The 23,603-nt window shown below is 71.5% G+C and carries 26 protein-coding genes and 1 pseudogene; 20 read left to right on the forward strand and 7 right to left on the reverse strand.

Features of this window, described 5'->3' with window-relative positions:
- Nucleotides 1-83: 83 nt before the first annotated feature.
- Both zapE and H489_RS23490 read left to right on the forward strand, forming a co-directional pair.
- Complete coding sequence (gene zapE, locus H489_RS23485; protein ID WP_031259264.1) at nt 84-1,106, forward strand: cell division protein ZapE; 1,023 nt, start codon at nt 84-86, stop codon at nt 1,104-1,106.
- Between the two features lie 241 nt (nt 1,107-1,347).
- Nucleotides 1,348-2,592 carry an ammonium transporter gene (locus tag H489_RS23490; protein WP_017886119.1) on the forward strand — a complete coding sequence of 415 codons (1,245 nt, stop codon included), beginning with the start codon at nt 1,348-1,350 and terminating at the stop codon, nt 2,590-2,592.
- Nucleotides 2,593-2,832: 240 nt separating this feature from the next.
- Here H489_RS23490 and H489_RS23495 read toward each other — a convergent pair whose 3' ends face one another.
- The gene (locus H489_RS23495; protein ID WP_031259266.1) at nt 2,833-3,804 is read right to left on the reverse strand and encodes an aldo/keto reductase; all 972 of its coding nucleotides are present in this window, start codon (nt 3,802-3,804) and stop codon (nt 2,833-2,835) included.
- 99 nt (nt 3,805-3,903) lie between these two features.
- On the opposite strand from H489_RS23495, the gene H489_RS23500 reads away from it, so the two are divergent.
- Both H489_RS23500 and H489_RS23505 read left to right on the forward strand, forming a co-directional pair.
- Nucleotides 3,904-4,311 carry a ChaB family protein gene (locus tag H489_RS23500; protein WP_017886121.1) on the forward strand — a complete coding sequence of 136 codons (408 nt, stop codon included), beginning with the start codon at nt 3,904-3,906 and terminating at the stop codon, nt 4,309-4,311.
- A gap of 69 nt (nt 4,312-4,380) precedes the next feature.
- Nucleotides 4,381-5,349, forward strand: a complete 969-nt coding sequence (locus tag H489_RS23505) for a beta-ketoacyl-ACP synthase III (RefSeq protein WP_017886122.1) — start codon at nt 4,381-4,383, stop codon at nt 5,347-5,349.
- A gap of 151 nt (nt 5,350-5,500) precedes the next feature.
- On the opposite strand, the gene H489_RS23510 is transcribed toward H489_RS23505, so the two are convergent.
- On the reverse strand, nt 5,501-6,376 hold the full coding sequence (locus H489_RS23510) for a hypothetical protein (RefSeq protein WP_152427158.1): 876 nt from the start codon (nt 6,374-6,376) through the stop codon (nt 5,501-5,503).
- A gap of 20 nt (nt 6,377-6,396) precedes the next feature.
- On the opposite strand from H489_RS23510, the gene H489_RS23515 reads away from it, so the two are divergent.
- Entirely contained in the window at nt 6,397-7,062 is a 666-nt protein-coding gene (locus H489_RS23515) for a hypothetical protein (protein ID WP_017886124.1), read from the forward strand.
- 14 nt (nt 7,063-7,076) lie between these two features.
- Here H489_RS23515 and H489_RS23520 read toward each other — a convergent pair whose 3' ends face one another.
- The 5 genes from H489_RS23520 to H489_RS23540 all read right to left on the reverse strand — a co-directional run bounded on the left by H489_RS23520 (nt 7,077) and on the right by H489_RS23540 (nt 11,416).
- Nucleotides 7,077-8,000, reverse strand: coding sequence for a hypothetical protein (locus tag H489_RS23520; RefSeq protein WP_017886125.1), 924 nt, complete (start codon nt 7,998-8,000; stop codon nt 7,077-7,079).
- Between the two features lie 255 nt (nt 8,001-8,255).
- On the reverse strand, nt 8,256-8,624 hold the full coding sequence (fliW, locus tag H489_RS23525) for a flagellar assembly protein FliW (protein WP_017886126.1): 369 nt from the start codon (nt 8,622-8,624) through the stop codon (nt 8,256-8,258).
- On the reverse strand, nt 8,621-9,502 hold the full coding sequence (locus H489_RS23530) for a flagellin (protein WP_017886127.1): 882 nt from the start codon (nt 9,500-9,502) through the stop codon (nt 8,621-8,623). The genes fliW and H489_RS23530 overlap by 4 nt, the downstream gene beginning before the upstream one ends.
- A gap of 2 nt (nt 9,503-9,504) precedes the next feature.
- Nucleotides 9,505-10,926, reverse strand: a complete 1,422-nt coding sequence (gene flgK, locus H489_RS23535; protein WP_017886128.1) for a flagellar hook-associated protein FlgK — start codon at nt 10,924-10,926, stop codon at nt 9,505-9,507.
- A 4-nt stretch (nt 10,927-10,930) separates the two neighbouring features.
- Nucleotides 10,931-11,416 (reverse strand): flagellar protein FlgN, encoded by a 486-nt coding sequence (locus tag H489_RS23540; RefSeq protein WP_017886129.1) that lies wholly within the window; start codon nt 11,414-11,416, stop codon nt 10,931-10,933.
- A gap of 442 nt (nt 11,417-11,858) precedes the next feature.
- On the opposite strand from H489_RS23540, the gene H489_RS23545 reads away from it, so the two are divergent.
- From H489_RS23545 to H489_RS38060, 15 genes and pseudogenes are all read left to right on the forward strand, one after another.
- Nucleotides 11,859-12,674 carry a sigma-70 family RNA polymerase sigma factor gene (locus H489_RS23545; RefSeq protein WP_040419087.1) on the forward strand — a complete coding sequence of 272 codons (816 nt, stop codon included), beginning with the start codon at nt 11,859-11,861 and terminating at the stop codon, nt 12,672-12,674.
- A 118-nt stretch (nt 12,675-12,792) separates the two neighbouring features.
- The gene (locus H489_RS23550) at nt 12,793-13,632 is read left to right on the forward strand and encodes a flagellin (protein ID WP_031259268.1); all 840 of its coding nucleotides are present in this window, start codon (nt 12,793-12,795) and stop codon (nt 13,630-13,632) included.
- A gap of 104 nt (nt 13,633-13,736) precedes the next feature.
- Nucleotides 13,737-15,125 (forward strand): flagellar filament capping protein FliD, encoded by a 1,389-nt coding sequence (gene fliD / locus H489_RS23555; protein WP_235045654.1) that lies wholly within the window; start codon nt 13,737-13,739, stop codon nt 15,123-15,125.
- 11 nt (nt 15,126-15,136) lie between these two features.
- Complete coding sequence (gene fliS, locus H489_RS23560) at nt 15,137-15,610, forward strand: flagellar export chaperone FliS (RefSeq protein ID WP_017886133.1); 474 nt, start codon at nt 15,137-15,139, stop codon at nt 15,608-15,610.
- The gene (locus H489_RS23565) at nt 15,600-15,902 is read left to right on the forward strand and encodes a hypothetical protein (RefSeq protein WP_017886134.1); all 303 of its coding nucleotides are present in this window, start codon (nt 15,600-15,602) and stop codon (nt 15,900-15,902) included. Before fliS ends, H489_RS23565 begins: the two co-directional genes overlap by 11 nt.
- 247 nt (nt 15,903-16,149) lie before the next feature.
- A complete protein-coding gene (locus tag H489_RS23570; RefSeq protein ID WP_017886135.1) occupies nt 16,150-16,494 on the forward strand; it encodes a flagellar basal body protein in 345 nt (114 codons plus the stop codon).
- Nucleotides 16,491-16,886 (forward strand): flagellar basal body rod protein FlgC, encoded by a 396-nt coding sequence (locus H489_RS23575; RefSeq protein ID WP_017886136.1) that lies wholly within the window; start codon nt 16,491-16,493, stop codon nt 16,884-16,886. The genes H489_RS23570 and H489_RS23575 overlap by 4 nt, the downstream gene beginning before the upstream one ends.
- Nucleotides 16,886-17,221 carry a flagellar hook-basal body complex protein FliE gene (gene fliE, locus H489_RS23580; RefSeq protein ID WP_017886137.1) on the forward strand — a complete coding sequence of 112 codons (336 nt, stop codon included), beginning with the start codon at nt 16,886-16,888 and terminating at the stop codon, nt 17,219-17,221. Before H489_RS23575 ends, fliE begins: the two co-directional genes overlap by 1 nt.
- Complete coding sequence (gene fliF / locus H489_RS23585; protein WP_017886138.1) at nt 17,221-18,891, forward strand: flagellar basal-body MS-ring/collar protein FliF; 1,671 nt, start codon at nt 17,221-17,223, stop codon at nt 18,889-18,891. The genes fliE and fliF overlap by 1 nt, the downstream gene beginning before the upstream one ends.
- An 8-nt stretch (nt 18,892-18,899) precedes the next feature.
- On the forward strand, nt 18,900-19,940 hold the full coding sequence (fliG, locus tag H489_RS23590; protein ID WP_042537259.1) for a flagellar motor switch protein FliG: 1,041 nt from the start codon (nt 18,900-18,902) through the stop codon (nt 19,938-19,940).
- Nucleotides 19,933-20,607 (forward strand): hypothetical protein, encoded by a 675-nt coding sequence (locus H489_RS23595; protein WP_017886140.1) that lies wholly within the window; start codon nt 19,933-19,935, stop codon nt 20,605-20,607. The genes fliG and H489_RS23595 overlap by 8 nt, the downstream gene beginning before the upstream one ends.
- A complete protein-coding gene (locus H489_RS23600; protein ID WP_017886141.1) occupies nt 20,604-21,947 on the forward strand; it encodes a FliI/YscN family ATPase in 1,344 nt (447 codons plus the stop codon). The genes H489_RS23595 and H489_RS23600 overlap by 4 nt, the downstream gene beginning before the upstream one ends.
- Nucleotides 21,947-22,378 carry a flagellar FliJ family protein gene (locus H489_RS23605; RefSeq protein ID WP_017886142.1) on the forward strand — a complete coding sequence of 144 codons (432 nt, stop codon included), beginning with the start codon at nt 21,947-21,949 and terminating at the stop codon, nt 22,376-22,378. Before H489_RS23600 ends, H489_RS23605 begins: the two co-directional genes overlap by 1 nt.
- Nucleotides 22,375-23,112, forward strand: coding sequence for a C40 family peptidase (locus H489_RS23610; RefSeq protein WP_017886143.1), 738 nt, complete (start codon nt 22,375-22,377; stop codon nt 23,110-23,112). Before H489_RS23605 ends, H489_RS23610 begins: the two co-directional genes overlap by 4 nt.
- Nucleotides 23,109-23,603, forward strand: a pseudogene (locus tag H489_RS38060) (hypothetical protein); the annotation flags it as partial. The gene H489_RS23610 and the pseudogene H489_RS38060, both read left to right, overlap by 4 nt.

Raw genomic sequence — 23,603 nt, forward strand, 5'->3', positions numbered from 1 at the left:
CCGGACTAGGATCGGGCGTCGGTGCCTGTGGGCAACGGTACGCGGACGTACCGTGCCCCTGACGCAACGTGACACCCCACGACATGCTTCCCGGAAGGGTCCCCCGATTGCCCGCTCACCTCGTCGACCGTGATCCCCGGGTGACCCCGCAGCAGATGGCCGCGGCGCTCGTGCCCCCGCCGCAGTTCACGGACGCGTCGTTCGACTCGTACCGGCCGGACCCGGACTACGCCTCGCAGGCCTCGGTCCGCGATGCCGTCGCCGCCTTCGTGACCGCAGGGCCCGCCGAGGCCCCACGGCGCGGGCTGTTCGGGAGGCGCAAGCAGTCGGCGGAACCGTCGGCCAAGTCCGGGGTCTACCTGGACGGCGGCTTCGGTGTCGGCAAGACCCACCTGCTCGCGGCGGCGTACCACGCGGCCACCGGGCGGAAGACCTTCGGCACCTTCATCGAGTACACCGCGCTCGTCGGGGCACTGGGGTTCCAGGGGACGGTCGACCTGCTCCGCGGCACCGACCTGGTGTGCATCGACGAGTTCGAGCTCGACGACCCGGGCGACACGATGGTGATGACCCGGCTCATCAAGGAACTGACCGAGACGGGCACCCGCTTCGCCGCGACGTCGAACACGCCGCCGGGGGCGCTCGGCGAAGGACGCTTCGCCGCGCAGGACTTCCTGCGCGAGATCCAGGCGATGTCCGACCGCTTCGACACCATGCGCATCGACGGCCTCGACTACCGCCGACGTGCGGTGGACGAGTCCGCTGCCGTCGTCGACGACGTCGCCGGGTTGCTGCCCACGGGCGCGGTCACGCTCGACGACTTCGGAGCGGTGGTGGCGCACCTGGGTTCCGTGCACCCGTCGAAGTACGTCGCGCTGGTCGAGGACCTGGACGCCGTCGGACTGACCGACGTCCGGGCGTTCACCGACCAGACCGACGCGCTGCGCTGGGTCGCCCTGGTGGACCGGCTGTACGACGCGCAGGTGCGGATCGTCGCCTCGGGGACCCCGCTCGACCAGGTGTACCCCGACGTGATGCTCGAGGGCGGCTACCGCAAGAAGTACCTGCGCGCGGCGTCCCGCGTCGTGGCGCTCACCCGCGCCTGAACGTCGCTCCCTGCCCGGACCGATCTGTCCACGGCGGTCTCCTGCCCCTCGCGCAGGGGACATCGGGCCGCTGGAAACACGACGTTTACAAACGGCGCGGTCGCGTTACATCCGCGAAACAGTTCGTGCTCCCTCGTGAAACCTCGCCTCGCCAGACTCGGTGACACCCGAGGCGGTCCAAGAGCCGCTCGTGCAATCGAGAGGTGAACAGATGCTTGATCAGGGCCAGACAGGCTTCATCATGATCATGGCTGCGCTGGTGTTGTTCATGACACCCGGCCTGGCCTTCTTCTACGGCGGTTTGGTGAAGGCGAAGTCCGTCATCTCCATGATGATGATGTCCTTCGGTGCGATCGCGCTCGTCGGCGTCCTCTGGGTGCTGTACGGCTACGCGATCGCCTTCGCCAACACGGGGCCGCACACGGCCGTCAGCGGCGTCGTCGGGTTCTTCAGCATCGACTGGAACCAGATCGGCCTCGGCCAGGCGTTCGAACAGTCCCAGGCCACCACGCTCGCCGCCACCTACCCCGACCTCGCCTTCGTCGGCTTCCAGGCCACCTTCGCGATCATCACCGTCGCGCTCATCTCCGGCGCCATCGCCGACCGCGCCAAGTTCGGCGCGTGGATGGTCTTCGCCGGCATCTGGGTCACGGTCGTCTACTTCCCGGTCGCCTCGTGGGTCTTCAACCTGACCTCCGGTTGGGCCGCCACGTGGGGCGTCATCGACTTCGCCGGTGGCACCGCGGTGCACATCAACGCCGGTGCGGCGGGTCTCGCCCTGGCGATCGTCCTCGGCAAGCGCGTCGGCTTCGCCAAGGGCGCGCACAAGCCGCACAACCCGCCCTTCGTCCTGCTCGGTGCCGCCATCCTGTGGTTCGGCTGGTTCGGCTTCAACGCCGGCTCCGCCGGTGCCGCGAACGGCGTCGCGTCGCTCGCCTGGATCAACACGCTCGCCGCTCCCGCAGCCGCGGTCCTCGGCTGGTTGCTCGTCGAGAAGCTCAAGGACGGCAAGGCCACCTCTGTCGGTGCCGCCTCGGGTGCCGTCACCGGCCTGGTCGCGATCACCCCGGCCTGTGCCAACCTGACCCCGGGCTGGGGCATCCTGCTCGGCTTCCTCGCCGGCATCGTCTGCTGCTTCGCCATCGACTGGAAGTACCGCCTGGGCTTCGACGACTCGCTCGACGTGGTCGGCGTGCACCTGGTCGGCGGCATCTTCGGCACCCTGTTCCTCGGGTTCTTCGCCAACGACACCGGCCTGATCTACTCCGGCTCGTTCGAGCAGCTCGGCAAGCAGGCGGCCGCAGCCGGTGCCGTCGGCGCCTACTCGTTCGTCCTGGCCTTCCTCATCGGCTGGATCATCGAGAAGACCATGGGCTTCCGCGTCAAGACCGAGGACGAGGTCGCGGGCATCGACACCGCCGTCCACGGCGAGGAGGGCTACGTCCTGTACGAGCAGACCGACGACAGCCCGGTCAGCGTCCGCTAGTCACCAGGCACCACCCGTACGACGACGGGCCCCGCGCACACAGCAGCGCGGGGCCCGTCGTCGTGTCGCTGGGTCGCGTGTTCGACGTGACCACGGACGGGAGGCTCTCCACCGGTCACGGTCGGTCCGCCGCTGGCGCGTCGGCACGGAAGCGGCTTCGGAGGCGCGGTGCGGGTCGGACCCGCACCGCGCCTCCAGGCAGATGGTCGCGTCAGCGATCCGTTGGTTCCGTTGGTTCCGTCACCAGGCGTAGTCCTCCGGCGAGGTCGTGTGCCCCGGGAAGATCTCGTCGAGCCGGTCGAGTGCACGCTGGTCGAGGCGGATGTCGACAGCGCGGACCGCGGACTCCCACTGCTCCATCGTGCGCGGGCCGGTGATCGGCGCGGTGACGCCGGGCTGGTGCAGCAGCCAAGCGAGGGCGAGCTCCCCGGGGGTGTGCCCGAGTTCCTTCGCGAAGGACTCGTACGCGGTGAGCTGGTCACGGTGCGAATCGACGTACTCGGCGCTGCGGCCGGACAGGCGACGCGAGCCGTTCTCCGTCTTCTCGATGACGCCGCCGAGCAGGCCGCCCTGCAGCGGCGACCACGGGATCACGCCGAGGCCGTACGCACGGGCGGCGGGCAGGACCTCGCGCTCGACGTCGCGGACCACGAGGTTGTAGATCGACTGCTCGCTGACCAGGCCGAAGGTGTTGCGGCGCTTCGCGGCCTCCTGCGCCTGGGCGATGTGCCAGCCGGCGAAGTTCGACGAGCCGACGTAGAGCACCTTGCCCTGCTGCACGGCGACGTCGATCGCCTGCCAGATCTCGTCCCACGGCGTCGCACGGTCGACGTGGTGGAACTGGTACAGGTCGATGTGGTCGGTCTGCAGCCGCTGCAGACTCGCGTCGAGCGACTGCCGGATGTTCAGGGCGCTGAGCTTGCCGCCGTTCGGCCAGTCGATCATCTCGCCGTAGACCTTCGTGGCGAGGACGGTCTTCTCGCGACGCCCGCCGCCCTCGGCGAACCAGCGGCCGATGATCTCCTCGGTGGCACCCTTGCCCACCGAGCCGCCGTACCCGTTGGCGGTGTCGAAGAAGTTGACGCCGAGCTCGTGGGCCCGGTCCATGATCGCGTGCGAGTCGTCCTCGCTGGTCTCCGGGCCGAAGTTCATCGTGCCGAGCACTGCTCGTGAAACCGACAGCCCTGTCCGTCCGAGGTGTGTGTAGTCCATGAGACGGGTCTACTCGTGACGCGCTGGTGGCGCCAGGCCCTGGGAGTACCGGTCGAGGGGTGGGGAGTAGTCAGGGAGGACCACTCGAGAGGAGCAGCCATGCCAGCCAAGGACGATATCCCCAGCACCCTGCAGCGGTCCCCGGAGCACGCGCAGGAGATCTTCGAGAAGGCGCTCGACTCGGCGAACGAGTCGTACGGACCGGGCGAGCGCGCGCACCGCACCGCGTTCGCCGCGGTGAAGCACGAGTACGAGAAGGTCGGCGACCACTGGGAGGAGAAGGAGTCCTCCGGCCCGTCCGACTCCGGTGCCGCGGGTTCGCGTGGTGCTGGCTCGGACTCATCCGGGAAGACCGAGGGCGGTGTCGACGCGAACGCCTCGAAGGCACACCTGATGGACGTCGCGAAGCGGCTCGACGTGCGCGGCCGGTCGAAGATGAACAAGGACGAGCTGGTCGACGCGATCGGCAAGGCCAACGACCGTGCGACCGCCGCCGCGCGGAAGTGACGGTGCGAGGCGGGGCCTGCATTCCTCGGCAGGCATGCTGGCTCGGGGTGAGGGGGTAACGTGCCGACGGTGAACATCCCAGCACTCCGTGGCAGCCGGATCCTCGGGTTCGGACACCACCAGCCCGAACGCATCCTGACCAACGACGAACTGTCGACGATGGTCGACACGAACGACGAGTGGATCCGCACCCGCACCGGCATCCAGACCCGACGGATCGCCGGGCCCGAGGACACCGTCACGTCGATGGCGATCGAGGCCGGCCGCCGTGCCCTCGCCGACGCCGGGGTGTCGCCCTCGGCCGTCGGACTCGTCATCGTCGCGTCCACCACGCACCAGGACCGCGCTCCGTACACGGCCGGCCGGGTCGCCGCCGCACTCGGCATGACGAACGGCCCCGCGCCGATCGACATCAACACCGCGTGCAGTGGCTTCGAGTACGCGCTCGGGCTCGCCGACCAGTCCATCCGGACCGGTTCGGCCGACGTCGCGCTCGTGATCGGGTCCGAGGTGCTGTCCGGCATCGCCGACTGGACCGACCGGTCGACCTGTGTGCTCGTCGGTGACGGAGCCGGCGCCGCCGTGTTAGGTGTCGCCGAGACGCCCGAGATCGGGCCGGTGTCGTGGGGGAGCGTGCCGCACCTGCTCGATGCCGTCCGCGTGGAGGGGTCGCCGGGGCGCTTCAACCAGGAGGGTCGCTCGATCTACCGCTGGGCCATCACCGAGGCGGAGGGACACGCCCGCAAGGTCGTCGAAGCCGCGGGGCTCTCGATGGACGACATCGAGGTGTTCGCGTTCCACCAGGCGAACCTGCGGATCATCGAGCCGCTCGTGACCGCGCTCGGCGGGGAGTCCAAGTTCGTCATCCGCGACGTCGTCGAGTCCGGGAACACCTCGGCGGCGAGTGTGCCGCTCGGGCTGTCGAAGGCGTGGGAGCGTGGTGACCTGCCCGAGGGTGTGCCGGCGCTGCTGTTCGGCTTCGGGGGCGGGTTCGCGCACGCTGGACAGGTCGTGACGACGCCCGTGCGGTCCTTCTAGGACACGGCCTGCAACAGACACAGACACAGACGCAGGAACGGCCCGGGCACGCTGCCCGGGCCGTTCCTGTGTCAGCGCTTGGTGTCCTGGTCCGGCGCTTCGTGCCGGGGTTCAGGGCGTCGTGCCGGGGTTGAGCGCGTCGTGCCGGGGTTCAGCGTTTCGTGCCGTGGTCGTCGTTGCCCGGCTCGGTCCAGAGGTCCTGGTCCTTGCCCGCGCCACGCTTCCACGGCAGGGCACGCCGGGTCTTCTCGGCCGCGGGGGTCACGGTCAGGACGATCGGGAACTGCGCCGGCGGCATGCCGAAGCCCGTCCGCGACGCCTGGATGACCTTGCGGCCCAGCGCGTGGTTACCGAGGCCACCGACGGCCGCGCCGATGCCGAACGGCAGGGCCCGACCGAGCACCGACCCGCCCTGTCGGATGGCGAAGCGCTTGATGAACTGGTCTCGGACCTGTCCGCCGATGCCGTTCACCATCTGCTTCGGGAGGGACGAGGTCACCATCTCGCCCCAGAACGCGGTCCGGACCTGGCCACCGGCGATCTGTCCACCGAGTTGCTTGATCAGCTGCGTCCCCGGGGCGCCGAGGATCATCGCCATCACCAGGGTGCGAGCGCGCTCGGGGTCGTCCAGGGCGATCCCGTGCACCTCGGTCACCGACTGGGCGAACAGCGCCGTGGTCTCGAGGAACCCGATCGTCTCCGCACCGCTCAGTCCGAGCGCGGCAACCATCCCGACGCCCGGGATCACGGCGCTCGCACCGACCGCGGCACCACCGGTCGTCACGGCCGTGAGGTACTGCCGCTCGAGGATCTGGATGACCTCGGCCGGCGTGGCGTCGGGCTTGCGGCGGCGGATCGCCTTGACGTGCGCCACGACCGCCGGCCGCTGCACACTGATGGCGCGGTCGAGCAACTTGACCCATCCGGCGGGTTGTTGCGGTTGCGGGGTTCTGGAGTCGTCTGACGTGGGGGAGACCTGGGCGTTCGGCAGGGGCACGATCGCCTGGTCCTTCGGGGAGCGGGCCATGCGCTCACCGTACGCCGGGCATGTGGGAGGCTCGCTGGATGGACGGCGACCGGACAGCGCGACCCCTCGACGTGGCTCGCCGCGCGGCCGGGTTCCTGCCCGTCCACGAGGTCGCCGCCCTCGCACCGGACGTCCGCGTGCTCGACCCCGGGTCCGTCCTGATCGGGGCCGGCGTGACCGTTCTGCCCGGAGCCGTGCTGTACCCGTCCACGACCCTGGAGACCCGCGACGGCGGCCTGATCTCGGTCGCTTCCGGAGCACGACTCGGCCCCGGGCCGGTGACCATCGTCGCGTCCGCGGTGACCGTGCACGTCGGCGAGGACGCCGAACTCGGGCCCGGACCGGTGACGATCATCGCGACGGGATCCGACGTGGTGGTGGGTGGTCGCGCCCGCCTGACGGCCGGGTGTCTCGTCGAGGGGCCGGCGCGCATCGGCTCCGGCGCGCAGGTGCTCGGGCCAGTGTCCGTCCGGGACGTCGAACTGGCGGACGGCGGCGACCACCGCGAACCCGACCCGGACCACCGCGGCGGTGTGGTCAAGGGCACGGGGCCCGTCCGTGGTGTGCGCGTGGGGGTCGGCGAGGTCGTGGTCGGCGGGGTGCTGAACGGCCGGGGAGTCTCCGGTTCGCCGACGGTGGAGCGCCAGCGGGAGTACCACCCCGAGGCACCGCACCGCCCGCGCTGACCGTCCGTGGTGGGTCACCCGCACGGCACACCTGCGCGCCGGAGCGCAGCCCGCACCCGGTCGGGCTGCATCAGGTCGGACCAGGAGAGCCGGATGACCGCGCGGACACCGGGGCACGACCGGATGAAGTCCTCACGTCGTTTCTCGCGCCAGTGCGCGTCGGCGGTCGAACGCCCGTCGAGCATCACCGGGTCCTCGTACTTCGCGCGGCCGTCGACCTCGACCACGACGCCCTGGTCCGGGAACCAGAAGTCCACCACCGCCGTCTCCGATCCTGCCCGGGCGAACACGTGCTGCTGCACCGGCTCGGGCACGCCGAGCTCGCGGAACCGCACCCGGCACACCGACTCGGCCGGCGACCCCGACAGTGCCGACCCCATCGCGATCGCGAGGCCCGCCTTGCTGCGGGCTGCTGTCAGCGCTGCGAACTCCGCCTCGAGCGTCGCGCGATCGCTGAGCCGACGCGAGAGCACGGAGTCGACGACGGGCAGCGCCTCGAACAACGCGCGCGTCGCAGCGACGTCGATCGCGGTCCTCGCCGGGGTCGTCGTGGGTATCGAGTCCTCGTCGATCCTGACCGCGGGCGGCCGCATCTGCGAGCCGTGCCGGACGAACCACGCCGTGACACGAGTGTGCGTCGTGGTCGGATCGGAGAGGTGCACCTTCGGCGGTGCCGCTGCGACCAACGGCAGACCGAGGACGGCGCAGGCAGACTGGTGTGAGACGACGTCCGTGTCACGGATCCGGTGCGCCGAGGCCCGGACGAGCACATGGTGCTGCTCGCCGGGGTGCAGCCCGTCGAGGGCACCCGGGTGGACGAGGACGCCCGGACGGAGGCGTTCGAAGCGTCCGCGGTGAACGTCGCGTTCGAGGGCACGGCGTTCGGCGGAGGTCGCGCCCGATGTGCGGATCAGTTCGACGTCGTTCGCTCTGGACATGACACCAGGCTCGCCGAACGCGGAGATCCAGCACGCTCCGGACGCCGATCTGTGGAGACTCTGGCGGTAACAGCGCCCTGTGGAGGACTGACCGCCTGCAGTGCGTGTGCATGTTCCGACGATCCACGCGTCGAACGACTCGTGTGTTGTCGCCTGATGTGCGCGCAACTACTGCGTGTGCATGTTCCGACGATGCACGACGAGAACGACTGGTGGAATGTCGCAGAACGGGTGCGCCCGGCGCGACCGCGCGCGCTACACCCGCGCGAGCTCCGCCCGCAGCGGCAGGTCCTGCTCCTCGAGGATGATCTGCGCGCCCACGGCGGTGCGGGCGTTCACGACGATCGGCGCGAGCAGGTTGACCGTGGTGCCGGACGCCCCGGGGTTCGCGACCACCAGCAGCATCGCGTCCGCGGGGTCGGTCAGCCCGAGCGCGGCGGCCTGCTCGTCGGTCAGCTCGGGCGCGTACGACGGCAGGTGCACCGCGGCGTCGAGCAGGAACAGCCGCGCGTCGTCGCCGACGAGCGTGAACAGCCCCTCGGCGCCGTCGACGGGCGACAGGGCGAAGGCCGGCGCGGCAGCGAGTCCGAACGGCGGGACGGCGAAGGTCAGGGAGATGCTCATCGGAGGTAGTCCATCAGGGTCGGCTGCAGGACCTTCGCGGTGACGGCGAGGGCTGCCTGGTAGTTGGTCTGCTGCACCTGCAGGTCGAGGACGGCCTTGGCGAGGTCGACGTCCTCGATGCCGGCGCGGCGGCTCTCGAGCGAGACGGTCGCGGACTTCAGTGAGTCCTGCGCCGCGAGCGCGGCGGCGTGCCGAACCCCGACGTCGGCCTGGGCGCCGCGGACGGTCCCGAGCGCGCCGTCCACGTCGTTGATCCGCGCGTTCACGTTCACCCCGTTCTGCAGGTCGCTGACGATGGAGTCGATCACGGCGAACACCGAGTCGTCACCGGATCCGAAGACCGCGGTGCCGGTGGTGTCGACGCGGACGGTCGTGCCGTCACCGATCCGCCGGGACACGTCGGTGCCTGAGGCCGCCCAACCCGTGGCCGGGTCGTGGGCGGCAGCGGCGGTCGACGACCCCGCGAACACCGAACGGGTGCCGTAGGTGGTGTTGGCTCGTGCCTCGAGGTCGGCCTTGAGCGACCGGAACTGCGTGACGAAGGCGTCGCGGTTCGTCTCGCTCATGGTGCCCGAGTTCGCGGCCTGGACCGTGAGGTCGCGGACGTTGTTGAGCACCCCGTACACGCTCGACAGTGCACTGTCGGTGGTCGCGAGCCACGCCGCGGCGTCGTCTGCGTTCCGCGAGTACTGCGCCGCAGCGGCCTGCTCCTTGCGCACCTGCATCGACGACGCGGTGCCGACGGGGTCGTCGGACGGCTTCTGGATGGCGCGCAGCGTCGTGGCCTGGTCGGTGAGCTCGGCGACCTTCGCGGCACCGGCCTGCAGCCGGGCCGAGGCGGCCGCCATCGACATCTGGGTGGTCACACGGGTGATCACGATCAGCCCCTCCCGACGAGTCCGACTCGGTTGATGATGGTGTCGAGCATCTCGTCGACGGCGGTCAGGACGCGCGCGGCGCCCTGGTACGCGTGCTGGTAGCTCAGCAGGTTCACGTTCTCCTCGTCGAGGTCGACGCCGGCGCTCGACTGCTGCTGGGTGCGTGCGTTGGTGAGCGCGAGTCCGGTCAGCGTCGATTCCGACGTCGCCGACCTGGAGGCGGTGCCCACCCCCGTCACGAACGTCGCCCAGACCTGGTCGGCACCGTCGGACGACGCCCCGAGTCGCGCGAGCGCGTCGGCGAACGAGTCGTCGAGTTCGCCCGCCGCGTTCCGCGTCGCCAGGCCGCCGGCGTCCGTGGGGACGACGCCGAGCGCCTGGGCGGCGGGCACACCGGTCGCGAGCGAGAAGAACGGTGCGCCCGTGGCGCCGGCCGGGGTGGTCCCGGTGGTGTGCAAGGCGTTCACGGTGGTGGCGAGTCGGGTGGCCACGGCGTCGTAGGACGCGGACGCCTCGGCGAGTGCCCCGCCGGTGCCGGTGCCGGACGCGGGCGCCAGGACGGCGAGGGCTCCGCCGATCGACCCGCCGCTCAGCCCGACGGCCCCGGCCGTGCCGGTGGTCCAGGTCAGGGTGACCGCGGTGCCGTCGGCCAGACGCTCGCCGCCGCCGAGGGCGACCGAGCGGGCGTCGGTGCCCTGCACGAGCGGGTTGCCACCGAGGAGCACGTCGACCGTGCCGTCGGCGTTGGTCCGGGTGGTGCCGCCGGCGAGCGTGGCGATCTGCTGCGTGAGCTGGTCGCGCTGGTCGAGCAGCTCGTTGGCGGTGCCGCCCGACGCCAGTGCGGTGCGGATCCGGCCGTTCAGGTCCGCGACCTGCTCCGCGGCGCCGTTCAGCTGGGCGACCTGGCCGGTCAGGGAGCCGCGCACCGACGACCACTGCGCATCGACGGCCTTCGATCCGGCGGCCAGGGCGGAGACGACGGTGCCCGCGGCCCCGAGCACCGCGCTCGCGGCACCGGGGTCGTCGGGGTGGCTGGCGAGCTCGCTCCAGGACGACCAGAACGCATCCAGCTTTGCGCTCAGACCGTCCTTGCCGGGCTCGTGCAGTCCGGTCTCGAGGGCGGAGAGTGCGCTGGCGCGGGCGTCGGCGTACGCCGACGAACCGGCGGCGACGCGGACGCCGGCGTCGAGCGTCAGGGACGCCAGGCGGGCGATGCCGTCGACGGAGACGCCCTGGCCGGCGAGGGCCGCGGTGCCCCGCATGAAGCCGGTCTGGGTCGCGGGGACCGAGTTCTGCGTGACGCGCTGCCGCGTGTACCCGGCTGTGCCGGCGTTGGCGATGTTCTGGCCGGTGACGTCGATGCCGGCCCGGGCCGCGGCGAGGCCGGAGTACGCCGTCGCGAGGGATCCGAAGGTGCTGACCACGGTGTTACAGCGTCCCCTCGAACAGGCGGGCGCCGTCCGCGCCGGCACCCGACGTGCCGGTGGCGTCGTAGGTGGCGGCGCCGGTGACGGTCCCGGCCAGGGTCTCCTCGGTGGCCTGGGCGGCGGCACGGAGGAACCGGTCGTTCTCGTCGCGCAGCGCGCCGATCTGGGTGGTCAGCTCGACCATCGCGGTGAGGTGCGACGACAGGATCTCGCCCCACGGGCCGTTCGGCGCCGCGGCGACGACGTCCCGCAGGGGAGCGTCGGCGGGCACGCCCCACTCCTCGGCGACCTCGGCACTCTGCGCGGCGCGCTCGAGTCCGGTGCTGCGGAGCCGGTCGAGGACCTGCTCGACCTCGCGGCTGGCGTGCGACACCCAGCGGGAGCGGCCCGCGGTGAGCAGGAGCTGCTCCTCCTCGAGCTTGAAGGTGAGCAGTTCGAGCAGCTCGCGTTCGCGCCAGAGCACGGCGGACAGGTCGTTCACGCTCATCAGCTCCTCCCAGGTGGTGGTTCGTCGGGGTGGCCCCCGGTCCGTCATCCTGCGGACACCGGGACCTATCGACTCGGTGGTCGCGACCGTAAGCCCCCGCGGCCGAGTGCCGACTCCGTACTCGCCGAGACTGTGACCCGATGAGCCCTGTCGGGGGACAAGAACGGTCGTTCCCCACCCGGAGTCCCCAGAAATGCCGACCGGATCCGGGCCCTGACACCCCCGCACTGGGGACGCATGTGGACCCACTCAGCCCATTGCCAGCCGATACATTCAGAACGCACCCCGGGGGACGCCCGGAACCGCTCGGGAACGACACGGGGTGCTCCGCTCGGAGGGACCCGGGCGGTTCTTCGGCGTACGCACCGGCCATCCGAGGCCGGCGTTCGTCGCGCCCACGGACGGGTGAGCCGACACACGTCAGGTCGACCAGGGGATGAGCATGGACCGCACCGAACGCAACGCGATGATCGTGGAGCACCTCCCGCTCGTGGGCTACATCGTGGCCGACGTCCGCTCCCGGGCGACGCACCTGGACCGCGACGACCTCGCCGCCGTCGGGTCCCTCGCCCTCGTCGCCGCGGCCGATGCGTTCGACCCCACCCTCGGCGTCCCGTTCGGCGCCTACGCCCGCACCCGGATCACCGGGGCACTGGCCGACGACATGCGCTCGGCCGACTGGGCCTCCCGCGGCACCCGCAAGCGCATCCGCGAGACCCTGGCCACGCAGGAGGCCCTGTCGGCGCGACTCGGCCGGACCGTCGGTGCGCAGGAGATCGCCGACGCGATGGGCGTCGACAAGCAGACCGCGGTGGACGCGATGAGCGACGCCGCCCGCACCGTCGCGCCCCTCGACGAGACCGTGCACGACCTGGTCGCGGCCGACCTGCCGCTCCCGGGGGACGACCTGCTCGAGACCGAGAAACGCCGGTACCTCCGCGCCGCGGTCGAGGCCCTGCCCGAGCGGATGCGCTTCATCGTCGAGGCCGTGTACTTCGGCGACCGATCGGTCACCGACGTCGCCGCCGAGCTCGGCATCACGCACTCCGCCGTCTCGCAGCAGCGCTCCGAGGCGATGCGCCTGCTCCACGACGGTCTCGCCGCCCACTACGGCGACGGCACCACCGTCGAGCCCGCCAGCCGCACCACCGCGGCCCGTCGCAGTGCGTACCTGGCCCGTGTCGCCACGAACGCCGCCGCCGGTGTCGCCCGCGCGGTGCACGACGCTGCAGCAGGACCGGCCGTCGCGGCGAGTTGAGACGTCGGCGGAAACTTCTCCGCCGATCCCCTAACGACTCCCGGCGACCGGCCGAGAGTCATCCATGTCAGCCCACGGACGGGCAGACGCACGACCCACGTTCACGGAGGAAACCACCATGGGTATGTCCATCAACACCAACCTCTCGGCACTCAACACGTACCGGAACCTGAACTCGACGCAGAACGACCTGTCGAAGTCCCTCGAGAAGCTCTCGAGCGGCCTCCGCATCAACCGTGCTGCCGACGACGCTTCCGGTCTGACGATCTCCGAGGGGCTGAAGTCCCAGGTCGGTGGCCTCACGGTCGCCGCCCGCAACGCGCAGGACGGCATCTCCGTCGTGCAGACCGCTGAAGGTGGCCTCACCGAGACCCACTCGATCCTCCAGCGCATGCGCGACCTGGCCGTCCAGGCCGGCAACGACTCGAACAACGAGGACTCGCGGAAGGCGATCACCACCGAGGTCGGCGAGCTCACCAAGGAGCTCACCCGCATCTCGGCGTCGACCAACTTCAACGGCATCAAGCTGCTCGACGGCTCCGCCGGCGCCGCAGGGGTGCTGAAGTTCCAGGTCGGCGCGAACGGTGACGCGGCGAGCCAGATCGACGTGGACCTGTCGAAGTCGAACGTGGAGTCCGTGTCGACCGCGGTCGGCGCGCTCACCTTCGACTCGGCCACGAACGCTCAGGCTGCCATCACCGCGATCGACGAGCAGATCAAGTACGTCTCCTCCGCTCGTTCGACCATCGGTGCCATCCAGAACCGCTTCGACCACGCCATCAACGTGACGAACGTGGCCAAGGAGAACCTGACGGCTGCCGGTTCGCGCATCACCGACGTCGACATGGCACAGGAGATGGTCAAGTACACGCGCGACAACATCCTGAGCCAGGCCGGCACCTCGATGCTCGCGCAGGCGAACCAGAGCACCCAGGGCGTGCTCTCGCTCCTGCGCTAGCCATCACGCGGTCCGCCCTCCGGGCCCCCTGCGGGCACGGAGGGCGGACCTCGCCGTCCTGACCACCTCCACGACGCCAGGGAGTGTCGACGATGTCCTCGTCCGTGTCCTCGAGCACCAGCCTCGCGATCGACGGTCTGGTCAGCGGTCTCAAGACGACCGACCTCATCAACTCGCTGATGAGCGTCGAGGGCGTCCCGCAGACCCTGCTCAAGAACAAGCTCACCACCACCAACTCGTTCATCTCGTCACTGCAGACGCTCAACGGGTTGATCCAGGGGCTCGCCACCAAGGCCGCGGACGCCGCGAAGGCCTCGTCGCTGGACCTCTTCGCCGCGACGAGCAGCGCTGCCGGCGTCACGGCCCTCACCGGCACCGGCGCGACCGCCGGGTCCATCAGCTTCACCGTCGGATCGACCGCCTCGGCCCAGGTCGGTGTCACGGCTGCGATGTCGACGTGGGCCAGCGATGCGCAGCCGATCACGATCGTCGGCGCGGACGGCAAGTCGACCACGGTGACGCCGGCGTCCGGCTCCCTCGACGACGTCGTGTCCGCCCTGAACAAGGCCGGTGCGGGCGTCACCGCGACGAAGGTCTCCGCCGGTACCGACGCCGACGGCACCAAGCTCTCCCGCCTGCAGCTCACGTCCGCGAAGACCGGGGCGGCCGGCGGGTTCCAGGTCTACCGGGGTGGCGCGGACGCCGTGGCAGCAGGCACCGCGACGAACGTCCTGACCGAGACCGGTGCCGCGGTCGTGACCGCGGCGACCGATGCCAGTGTCACCCTCTGGGCCGGCACCGCCGCCGCGCAGACGGTCACGAGCGCCACCAACACCTTCACGGGCCTCGTCCCCGGGGTCGACGTCACGGTGTCGAAGACCACCGCCGAGCCGGTCACCGTCACCGTCGCGCAGGACACCACGAAGGCCCAGTCCGTGGCCTCCGGGCTCGTTGACGCCATGAACGCGATCGCGGCCTACTACAAGACCAACACCACGGTGTCGAGCACGACCAGTGCCACGTCCGGCACCACGACGACCAAAGCCGGTGTCCTGACCGGCGACGGCGCCTCCCGCGACGCGGTGCAGCGCCTGACGAGCACGATGTCCGCCCCCGTCGACGGCAAGTCGCCGTCGACCATCGGCATCGTGATCATGAAGGACGGCACCTTCACCTTCGACCCCGAGGTCTTCCAGAAAGCCCTCGCGACCGACCCGAAGGCCACCCAGGCGATGCTCTCCGGCGTGGCCGCCAACGTCGGCGCCGCAGCCACCGCCGCGTCCGACAAGTACGACGGCTCCGTCACGACCTCCATCACCGGCCAGCAGGCCGTCGCGAAGGACCTGACCACCCAGATCGACAGCTGGACCGACCGGTTGGCGATGCGCCGGGCCTCGCTGCAGACCCTCTACGCATCACTCGAGACCAGCCTCAGCAAGCTCCAGTCGCAGTCGAGCTGGCTCGCCAGCCAGCTCGCCTCGACGTCGAGCTGACGGGAACGACCATGACCTTCGACTTCCAGGCCGCCGCTTTCCGCCAGGCTGCCCAGCCCCGCACCGTCACCGACCAGCGACGTGCCCAGTACACGAACGAGGCCGTGCTCTCGGCGACCCCGGCCCAGCTCGTGACGATGCTCTACGACCGACTGCTGCTCGACCTGCACCGGGCCGAGGCTGCGCAGGTCGCCGCCGACTGGGCGGCGGCACGCGAACAGCTCCTGCACGCCCAGGCCATCGTGGGGGAGCTGTCCAGCACGCTCCGGATCGACGTCTGGGACGGCGGCGAGGGCCTGCTCGCCGTGTACAACTACGCGTCCACCTCGCTCATCACCGCCAACGTGCACCGCGACGTGCAGGCGACCCGCGACTGCATCCGGATCCTCGAGCCGCTGCGTCAGTCGTGGCACGAGGCGGCCGCGTCGCTGCCAGCGACGCCCGCCACGCAGCAGCCGACCGGGGGAGCCCTCGGTGTCGCCTGAGCAGCCCGACGGGCGAGCCGTCTGGGAGGCCCTGCTCACGTCCCTGGAACGCGACGCCGCCGGGCAGGCGGCCGGTTCCACGGCCGTGGCCGGGTGGTCGGAGCCAGCCGGGCTGGGACCGCTGCCGCGCGACCTGGTGGGACGGGCCTCCCGGCTGCTCGCCGCGCAGCGGGACCGCATGACGGCGCTCGAGGCGGACCGCCGCTCGACGCTGGAGCACCTCGGCGCCCTGCGCGCCGTCGACGCCACGCGCGAGCCCCGCGGGTCCGTGTACCTCGACGCGTCCGCCTGACCCGCGCCCCCGCACCAGTTCTGCGACAGAGCACCCGTCGACCGACGGGTGCTCTGTCGCATCTCGGGTGCTCCGCCCCGTGCAGCGCCGCCCGCCCCCCGTTCGGGGCGACGCCTAACGCGGCCGACGACGGGCTCCGATAGCGCCCCACGAGCACGGATCGCTCACCAGTTCGGCCAGGGATCGGCCACCACCGCACGGCGACGTCGTCAGCACGACGACACGCCCTGACGAGGGGGACCCTTCCGTGTTCGATTCCGTGACGAGCGTCGCGCTGCAGAGTGCACTCGACGGCCTGTCGATGCGCCAGAAGGTGATCGCGAACAACATCGCGAACATCAACACGACGAACTACCACGCCGAGAAGGTCCAGTTCGAGGACGCCCTGGCGAAGTCGATCGTGGACGGCGACGGCGCCACCACGCCGACGATGGCGCGCAGCCTCGAGCCGACGAACACGAACGGCAACAACGTCAACCTCGACGAGGAGACGCTGTCGAACATCGACACGGTGCTGCGGTACCAGTTCGCGACGCAGGCGATGAACTCCGAACTCACCAGCGTCCGTGCGGCGATGCGGACGAACTCGTGACGACCTTCGACGCGATCGGCATCGCGAGCACCGGTCTGACCGTGCACCGGAAGTGGCTCGACGCCGTCTCGGACAACATCGCCAACGCGAACACCGTGAAGTCGATGGACGACACCGCGTTCCAGGCGCGGTACGTCGAGGTGCAGGAAGGCGCCGGCGTCTCCGGTGCCTACGTCAAGGGCGCCGCGTTCGGCAGCGCCGCCGGCCGTGTCACCTACGACCCGGACAACCCGCTCGCGAACGAGGAGGGCTACGTCCGCATGCCCGACATCGACCTCGGCACGCAGATGGCGGACCTCATCATGGCCCAGCGCGGCTACCAGGCGAACGCCGCCGTGGTCGACCGTGCCAAGACCGCCTACGAGGCGGCACTGCAGATCGGGAAGAACTGATGCCCATCGACGCCGTCAACGGTGTGACCACCAACGCGATGACGAACGCACTGACCGGGGTGTCCGGCACGTCCGGCGACGTCGCCGGCGCTGCGGGCGCGACGAGCACCGACGGCAGCGGGTTCGCCGCGAGCCTCGGCAACGCCGTCGACGGGCTGCAGTCGCTGCAGAGCGACTCGAAGACCCTCGCGCTCAAGGCCGTCACCGGCAACCTCGACGACATCCACGACGCCACGATCGCCGCCACCCGCGCGCAGGTCACGCTCGAGCTCGTCTCCGCCGTCCGCAACAAGGGCGTCGACGCCTTCAACGAGATCATGAGGATGCAGGCCTGATGCCCGTCGCCGTCAAGAACGTCCTCGCGCGCCTGTCCGCGTACGTCAAGGGCTTCTCCGCCGCCCAGCGCACCATCGCGATCCTGGCGATCGCGGCACTCGTGCTCGGCGGGATCGCCCTGGCGTCCTGGCTCGGCAAGGCGTCCTACGCGCCGCTCTTCACCGGGCTCGCCGCGGCCGACGCGAGCTCCATCACGGACCAGCTGCAGACCGACGGCGTACCGTTCCAGCTCACCGACGGCGGTGCGACGATCCTCGTGCCGCAGGCGCAGGTGTACTCCGAGCGGCTCAAGGCGGCGTCGAACGGCCTGCCGTCGTCGAACGAGGGCGGCTACTCGCTGCTCGACAAGATGGGCGTGACGAGCTCGGAGTTCCAGCAGGACGTCACGTACAAGCGTGCGATGGAGGGCGAGCTCGCCAAGACCATCGGCGCGATGGACGGCGTGCAGACCGCCACCGTGCAGCTCGCGATCCCGGAGAAGTCCGTGTTCGTGTCCGAGGAGAAGGACCCGACCGCGTCGGTGTTCATCGCGACCGAGAACGGCACGCAGCTCAGCACCGACCAGGTGCAGGCCGTCGTGCACCTGACGAGCGCCTCGGTCGAGGGCATGCAGCCCACCGACGTCTCCGTCGTCGACGCCAAGGGCCAGACCCTGTCGGCCGTGGGCACCGGTGCGACCGGCAGCGGCGCGGACCAGGCCGCCGACTACGACGCGGCGACGAGCAAGAAGATCCAGGACCTGCTCGACACCACGCTCGGGGCCGGCAACGCGACCGTCGTGGTCTCGGGGACGATGAACCAGGAGTCCGGCACCCGGACGTCGGAGAGCTACACGAGCCCGACCTCGGGCCCGGTCGCGCTGAACGAGTCGAGCACCACCGAGGAGTACGGCGCCGGTGCCGGCGCAGGGAACGGTGCCACCGGCGTCCTCGGCCCGGACAACATCGCCGTCCCGAACGGCACCGCCACGAGCGGCGCCGGCGACGACGGGTACAAGAACGAGTCGGCGACGAAGAACAACGCCGTCGACCACACCACCGAGACCACGCAGATCCCCTCGGGCGGGCTCGACCGGCAGACCATCTCGGTCGCGCTGAACTCGAAGGCCGACGCCGTGCAGAACGCGAACCTGCAGAGCATCAACGACCTGGTGTCCGCCGCTGCAGGGGTCGACCAGGCCCGTGGCGACCAGGTCAAGGTGGCGATGATGGACTTCGACACGAGTGCTTCCGACCAGGCCGCGAAGGCGCTCGAGGAGCAGCAGAAGGCCGACCAGCAGGAAGCACTGTGGTCGTCGATCCGCACCGCCGGCATCGTGATCGGCATCGTCCTGGCCGTCATCGCGATCATGTTCTTCGTCGCCCGCCGCAACCGCAAGCAGGAGCGCGAGGCCGTCGACCTCGGCGAGCTCGACGCCTTCGCCGGCGAGACGTTCCAGCTGCCCCTCGCGATGGACGGGCTCGACGACCGGGCGACGCTCGGTGCCGGTGACGCCCCGACCGCCGTGCTCTCGGCGATGCCCGCCGGGGACGCCCCGACCGAGGTGCTGACCACCGAGGAGATCACGGCCGAGCGCCGCCGTCAGGACATCTCCGCCCTGGCCGAGCGCGACCCGAAGCGCACCGCCGAGCTCCTGCGCGGGCTGCTGGACGACCGGGCGCCGGTGTGAGCGCGCTGATGCCGAGCCCCGGCGGCGGAACCGGCCCGAGCGACCGTGCCCTGACCGGCGCGCAGAAGGTCGCGCTCATCCTCATGCAGATGGAGACCGAGCGCGCGAGCGCGGTGATGAAGCAGTTCACCGAGATGGAGGCCGAGGAGATCTCCGCCGAGATCGTCCGGATGCGCCGCCTCGAGGACACCGTCGTCGACCAGACCATGAGCGAGTTCCACCGCCTCACGATGAGCGGCCGCACGCAGAAGCGCGGTGGCAAGGAGACCGCCCTCGGGCTGCTCGAGGCGTCGTTCGGCGCCGAGCGGGCCGCCGGCGTGATGGACCGTCTGGCCTCGAACCTCGCCGGGCAGTCGTTCGACTTCCTCGACGACGCCGAACCCGGCCAGGTCGTCACCCTGCTCGAGGGCGAGCTGCCGCAGACCATCGCCCTCGTGCTGGCGCACCTGGGCCCGGGGCAGGCCAGCGCAGTGCTCGCCGGCGTCGACGAGCGTGTCCGCACCGACGTCGCCCAGGCGTTCGCCACCATGGGCAGCGCGACGCCCGAGGCCGTCGGCATCGTGGCCGGGGTGCTGCGCCAGCGTGCGGGTGCGGTCGTCTCGCCGCGCGAGAGCGTCGAGGTCGTCGGCGGCATCGCACCCCTGGTCGACATCATCAACCGCTCCGACGTCGCGACCGAGAAGGCCGTGCTCGAGGGACTCGAGGCCCGTGACCCGGAGCTCGCCGAGGACATCCGCTCGCGCATGCTCACCTTCGAGGACATCGTGAAGCTCGAGTCCCGCGACATCCAGCAGGTGCTGCGCGGCATCGACTCCAAGATCCTCGCGACCGCCATGAAGGGCGCCGCCGGGCCGGTCGTCGAGACCATCCGGGCGAACGTGTCCGAGCGCAACCGCGAACTGCTCGACGACGAGCTGCAGGCCATGGGCCCGGTGCGGGTCTCGCAGGTCGAGGAAGCGCGTGCCGAGGTCGTCCGTTCCGTGCGGGAGCTCGAGGCCCAGGGCATCGTCACCGTGCACCGCGCCGAGGAGGACGAGCTCGTTGACTGACACCGTCGTGCACCGCGTCGCCTTCCCGGCGATCACCGCCACCGCCGGACGCGACCGCGCGTCGAGCGCCGACGTCCGCGGGCACGCGGCCGGCTACACCGCCGGGCTGCGTGCTGCGCAGGCCGAGACCGAGGCCCTGCGCGCCCGGCTCGAAGCCGAGCACGCCGCCCGGGTCACCGCGTCGCAGGCCGACACGGCACGCCGGATCACGGTCCTCGACGCCGCCACGAACGCCCTGCTGTCCACGGCCGCACCCGTCCTGGCGGACGCCGAGGCGTCGGTCGCGAGCGCGGCAGTCGACCTGGCCGAGGCGATCGTCGGCAACGTGGTCCGCGCCTCCAGGCCCGCACACGACGCGACCGTCCTCGACGGTCCGGACGGACCGGGCAGTCGGGAGGCCCGGATCACCTCCGGCGCCGAGGCCACCGTCCGGCGGGCGCTCGCGTCCGTCGACCGCACGGTCCCGGTGGTCGTCCGGCTCAGCCCGGCGGACGCTGCGCGCGTCGCCGGACTCGACCTGCCGGTCCCGGTGATGGCGGACGGCACCCTGCTCGACGGCGACGCCGTCGTCGACCTGCCGGACGGCATCCTCGACGCGCGCATCGCGACGGCGCTCGACCGCGCACGCACCGCGCTCGGTGTCGACGCGACGGGAGCCGACCGGTGACCGCCACCCTGCTCCGCCCGCGCGGCCTCGACGAGGCGCTGCTGCGCGCCGCACCCCAGCGGGTGGGCGTCGTGACGAGCGCCGTCGGCCTGGGGCTGACGATCGCCGGGCTCGACGCCCGCATCGGCGACGTCGTCACGGTGGGCGCCGAGGACGGCGAACAGACCGCGGTCGAGGTCGTCGCCACGGATGCCTCGGGCATCCGTTGCATGCCGCTCGGCCGTCTGATCGGGGTCACCGCCGGCACACCGGCGCGTCCGACCGGCCGTCCGGTGCTCGTGCCGACCGGTTCCGGACTGTTCGGCCGGGTGCTCGACGGGCTCGGCCGGCCGATCGACGACCGCGGCCCGCTCGAAGGCCCCGGGGGCGAACCAGTCACCTGGGTCCCGCTCGACCACGACACCCCGAGCGCGATGGCGCGGACCCGCATCGACACGCCCATGCAGCTCGGCGTGCGGGTCCTCGACACCCTGACCACCGTCGGCCGTGGGCAGCGCATGGGCCTGTTCGCCGGGTCCGGCGTGGGCAAGTCCTCGCTGCTCTCGATGATCGCGCGGGGCAGCGACGCGGCCGTCAACGTCATCGCCCTGGTGGGGGAGCGCGGGCGCGAGGTCCGCGAGTTCCTGGAGGACGACCTGGGACCCGAGGGGCTGGCGCGTTCGATCGTCGTCGTGTCGACCTCGGACGAACCCGCGCTCATGCGCCTGCGTGCCGCGTTCGTGGCCACCCGCATCGCGGAGTCGTTCCGCGACGCCGGCCAGGACGTCGTGCTCATGATGGACTCGCTCACCCGCGTCGCCATGGCGCAGCGCGAGATCGGCCTGTCGGTGGGGGAACCGCCGGCCACCCGGGGCTACCCGCCGTCGACGTTCTCGGTGCTCGCCGGCCTGCTCGAGCGCGCCGGGACCGACCGCGTCGGCAGCATCACCGGCATGTACACCGTGCTGGTCGACGGCGACGACCACAACGAGCCGATCGCGGACGCCGCCCGCAGCATCCTGGACGGTCACGTCGTGCTCGACCGCAAGCTCGCGATCACCGGGCACTTCCCGTCGGTCGACGCCCTCGGCTCGGTCTCCCGTGTCGCCTCGAAGGTCACCCGACCCGAGCAGCGAGCCGCGGCCACCGTGCTGCGGAAGGTGATGGCCGCCCGCGCCGGTGCCCAGGACCTGCTCGACGTCGGCGCCTACCAGCGCGGGTCGAACCCCCTGGTGGACGCCGCGGTCGACCACCAGGGATCGATCGACGCCTTCCTGCGCCAGGGCATGGACGAGCGGGCCACCGCAGATGCGTCCTGGCAGCGCCTCGGCGGCCTCGTGCAGCAGCTGGGGGTGTCGTGATGGCCCGCCGTTTCCCGCTCGCCGGGCTCCTGCGCCTGCGGCACACCCAGCAGGACCGTGCTGCCGCCACGCTCGCCACCGCGAACGAGCGTGTGCGTGACGCGGCCGACGCCCGGATCGCCGCACGCCGGAGCCTCGCCGACAGCGAGGACGCCTGGCCGATCCAGGACGCCGCCACCCTGAGCGCCGTCGCCGCAGCACGTGCCGCGACGCGCGGGATGCTCGAGGAGCTCGACGCCGTCGTGCAGAACCGCCGCGCGGACGCCGACCGGGCGCAGCAGCACCACACCGCCGCCCGCCGTGCCGCCGTCGGACTCGAGAAGCTCGAGGGCAAGCACACCGAGCAGCAGGCGGCCGAGGAACTCCGGACCGAACAGAACGCCCTCGACGAGATCGCGGCACGACGCCGCACGGAAGGTGGTGCCCGATGAGCGTCGAAGCGGTGCTCTCCCGGATCTCGGAGATCCGGTCCCAGATCGACACGCTGCGCGGCGGGACGGCCACGGCTGCCTCGAGCGCCTCCGCCGCCAGCGGTGCCGCGGGGTCCGCGGCCTTCGCAGACGCCCTCGCCGCCGCCGACGGCACGACCGGCGCCGCGACCGCTGCCGGTGCGACGGCCTCGGCCACCCCGACGGCCACCCGTGCCCCCGCGACCTCGGTCGACGCCGGGGCCGGCACCCTCGCCACCGGCAGCGGTGCCACCGGGGCCGACGTCGTGGCCGACGCGAAGAAGTACCTCGGCGTGCCGTACGTGTTCGGCGGGGAGACGACCGCGGGCATGGACTGCTCGGGCCTGGTGCAGACGGTCTTCAAGGACCTCGGGGTCACGATGCCCCGGGTCGTGCCGGACCAGGCGAAGATGGGCGTCGAGGTCGGCTCCCTGAAGGACGCCCAGCCCGGGGACCTGATCATCCCGAAGGGCGAGGGCCACGTCGTCATCTACGTCGGCGACGGCAAGGTGCTGCACGCGCCGCGCCCCGGCAAGGACGTCCGGATCGTCGACAACTGGTACTCCGACGGCGACATCGCGACCATCCGGCGGATCGTCCCCGCGCAGGCGGCCCCGGCGGCCGTCACCCCGCCGAGCGCTTCGGCTGCGCGTTCCGCGACCGACCTGCAGACCGCCGCGCTGCTGTCCATGATGCAGTCCGGGAGCGCCGCATGAGCCTGACCATCGCCACCCAGCCGTCCGTGCCCACCGCACCGAGCCCCACCCGGGGTGCGCCGTCCGACCCAGCTGCTGCCGGGTCCTTCGGTGCGGCACTGACCGCCGCCTCCGCGACCGAGCGGCGAGCCGGCGACGGCGCTGCCGAGCGGGACGACACCGACGGTCGCACGGCGGACGGTTCGGCCGCGACGCCGTGCACCGCTGTCACGCCGTCCGCGTCGACCTCGACCTCGGCGTCGGACCAGTCGGTGCCGGCGACCGATCCCACGTCCGTCGACGCGCATTCGCTGCTCGCCGCCGGGCTCACGGCCACGCCGGCCGCTCCGTCCGCCGTCGCCACGAGCACGACGGCGGGCCGGGCCGCCGTCCGCTCGGGGGAGCCGTCCGTGGCGGGCCCGCACGCCACCGACGGGACCGCTGCGATCCCGACGACCACACCGAAGCGGATGCCGGTGCCGGCCGCGGACACGGCGTCACAGACCTCGTCA

The sequence above is a fragment of the Curtobacterium flaccumfaciens UCD-AKU genome (genome assembly GCF_000349565.1).
GTDB lineage: Bacteria > Actinomycetota > Actinomycetes > Actinomycetales > Microbacteriaceae > Curtobacterium > Curtobacterium poinsettiae.

Bases quoted from the DNA above. Each gene is read 5' to 3' on its own strand.
- zapE (WP_031259264.1), top strand. From the start codon at position 84: ATGCTTCCCGGAAGGGTCCCCCGATTGCCCGCTCACCTCGTCGACCGT.
- H489_RS23490 (WP_017886119.1), top strand. From the start codon at position 1,348: ATGATCATGGCTGCGCTGGTGTTGTTCATGACACCCGGCCTGGCCTTC.
- H489_RS23495 (WP_031259266.1), bottom strand. From the start codon at position 3,804: ATGGACTACACACACCTCGGACGGACAGGGCTGTCGGTTTCACGAGCA.
- H489_RS23500 (WP_017886121.1), top strand. From the start codon at position 3,904: ATGCCAGCCAAGGACGATATCCCCAGCACCCTGCAGCGGTCCCCGGAG.
- H489_RS23510 (WP_152427158.1), bottom strand. From the start codon at position 6,376: ATGGCCCGCTCCCCGAAGGACCAGGCGATCGTGCCCCTGCCGAACGCC.
- H489_RS23515 (WP_017886124.1), top strand. From the start codon at position 6,397: ATGTGGGAGGCTCGCTGGATGGACGGCGACCGGACAGCGCGACCCCTC.
- H489_RS23520 (WP_017886125.1), bottom strand. From the start codon at position 8,000: ATGTCCAGAGCGAACGACGTCGAACTGATCCGCACATCGGGCGCGACC.
- fliW (WP_017886126.1), bottom strand. From the start codon at position 8,624: ATGAGCATCTCCCTGACCTTCGCCGTCCCGCCGTTCGGACTCGCTGCC.
- H489_RS23540 (WP_017886129.1), bottom strand. From the start codon at position 11,416: ATGAGCGTGAACGACCTGTCCGCCGTGCTCTGGCGCGAACGCGAGCTG.
- H489_RS23545 (WP_040419087.1), top strand. From the start codon at position 11,859: ATGGACCGCACCGAACGCAACGCGATGATCGTGGAGCACCTCCCGCTC.
- H489_RS23550 (WP_031259268.1), top strand. From the start codon at position 12,793: ATGGGTATGTCCATCAACACCAACCTCTCGGCACTCAACACGTACCGG.
- fliS (WP_017886133.1), top strand. From the start codon at position 15,137: ATGACCTTCGACTTCCAGGCCGCCGCTTTCCGCCAGGCTGCCCAGCCC.
- fliE (WP_017886137.1), top strand. From the start codon at position 16,886: ATGCCCATCGACGCCGTCAACGGTGTGACCACCAACGCGATGACGAAC.
- fliF (WP_017886138.1), top strand. From the start codon at position 17,221: ATGCCCGTCGCCGTCAAGAACGTCCTCGCGCGCCTGTCCGCGTACGTC.
- fliG (WP_042537259.1), top strand. From the start codon at position 18,900: ATGCCGAGCCCCGGCGGCGGAACCGGCCCGAGCGACCGTGCCCTGACC.
- H489_RS23605 (WP_017886142.1), top strand. From the start codon at position 21,947: ATGGCCCGCCGTTTCCCGCTCGCCGGGCTCCTGCGCCTGCGGCACACC.
- H489_RS23610 (WP_017886143.1), top strand. From the start codon at position 22,375: ATGAGCGTCGAAGCGGTGCTCTCCCGGATCTCGGAGATCCGGTCCCAG.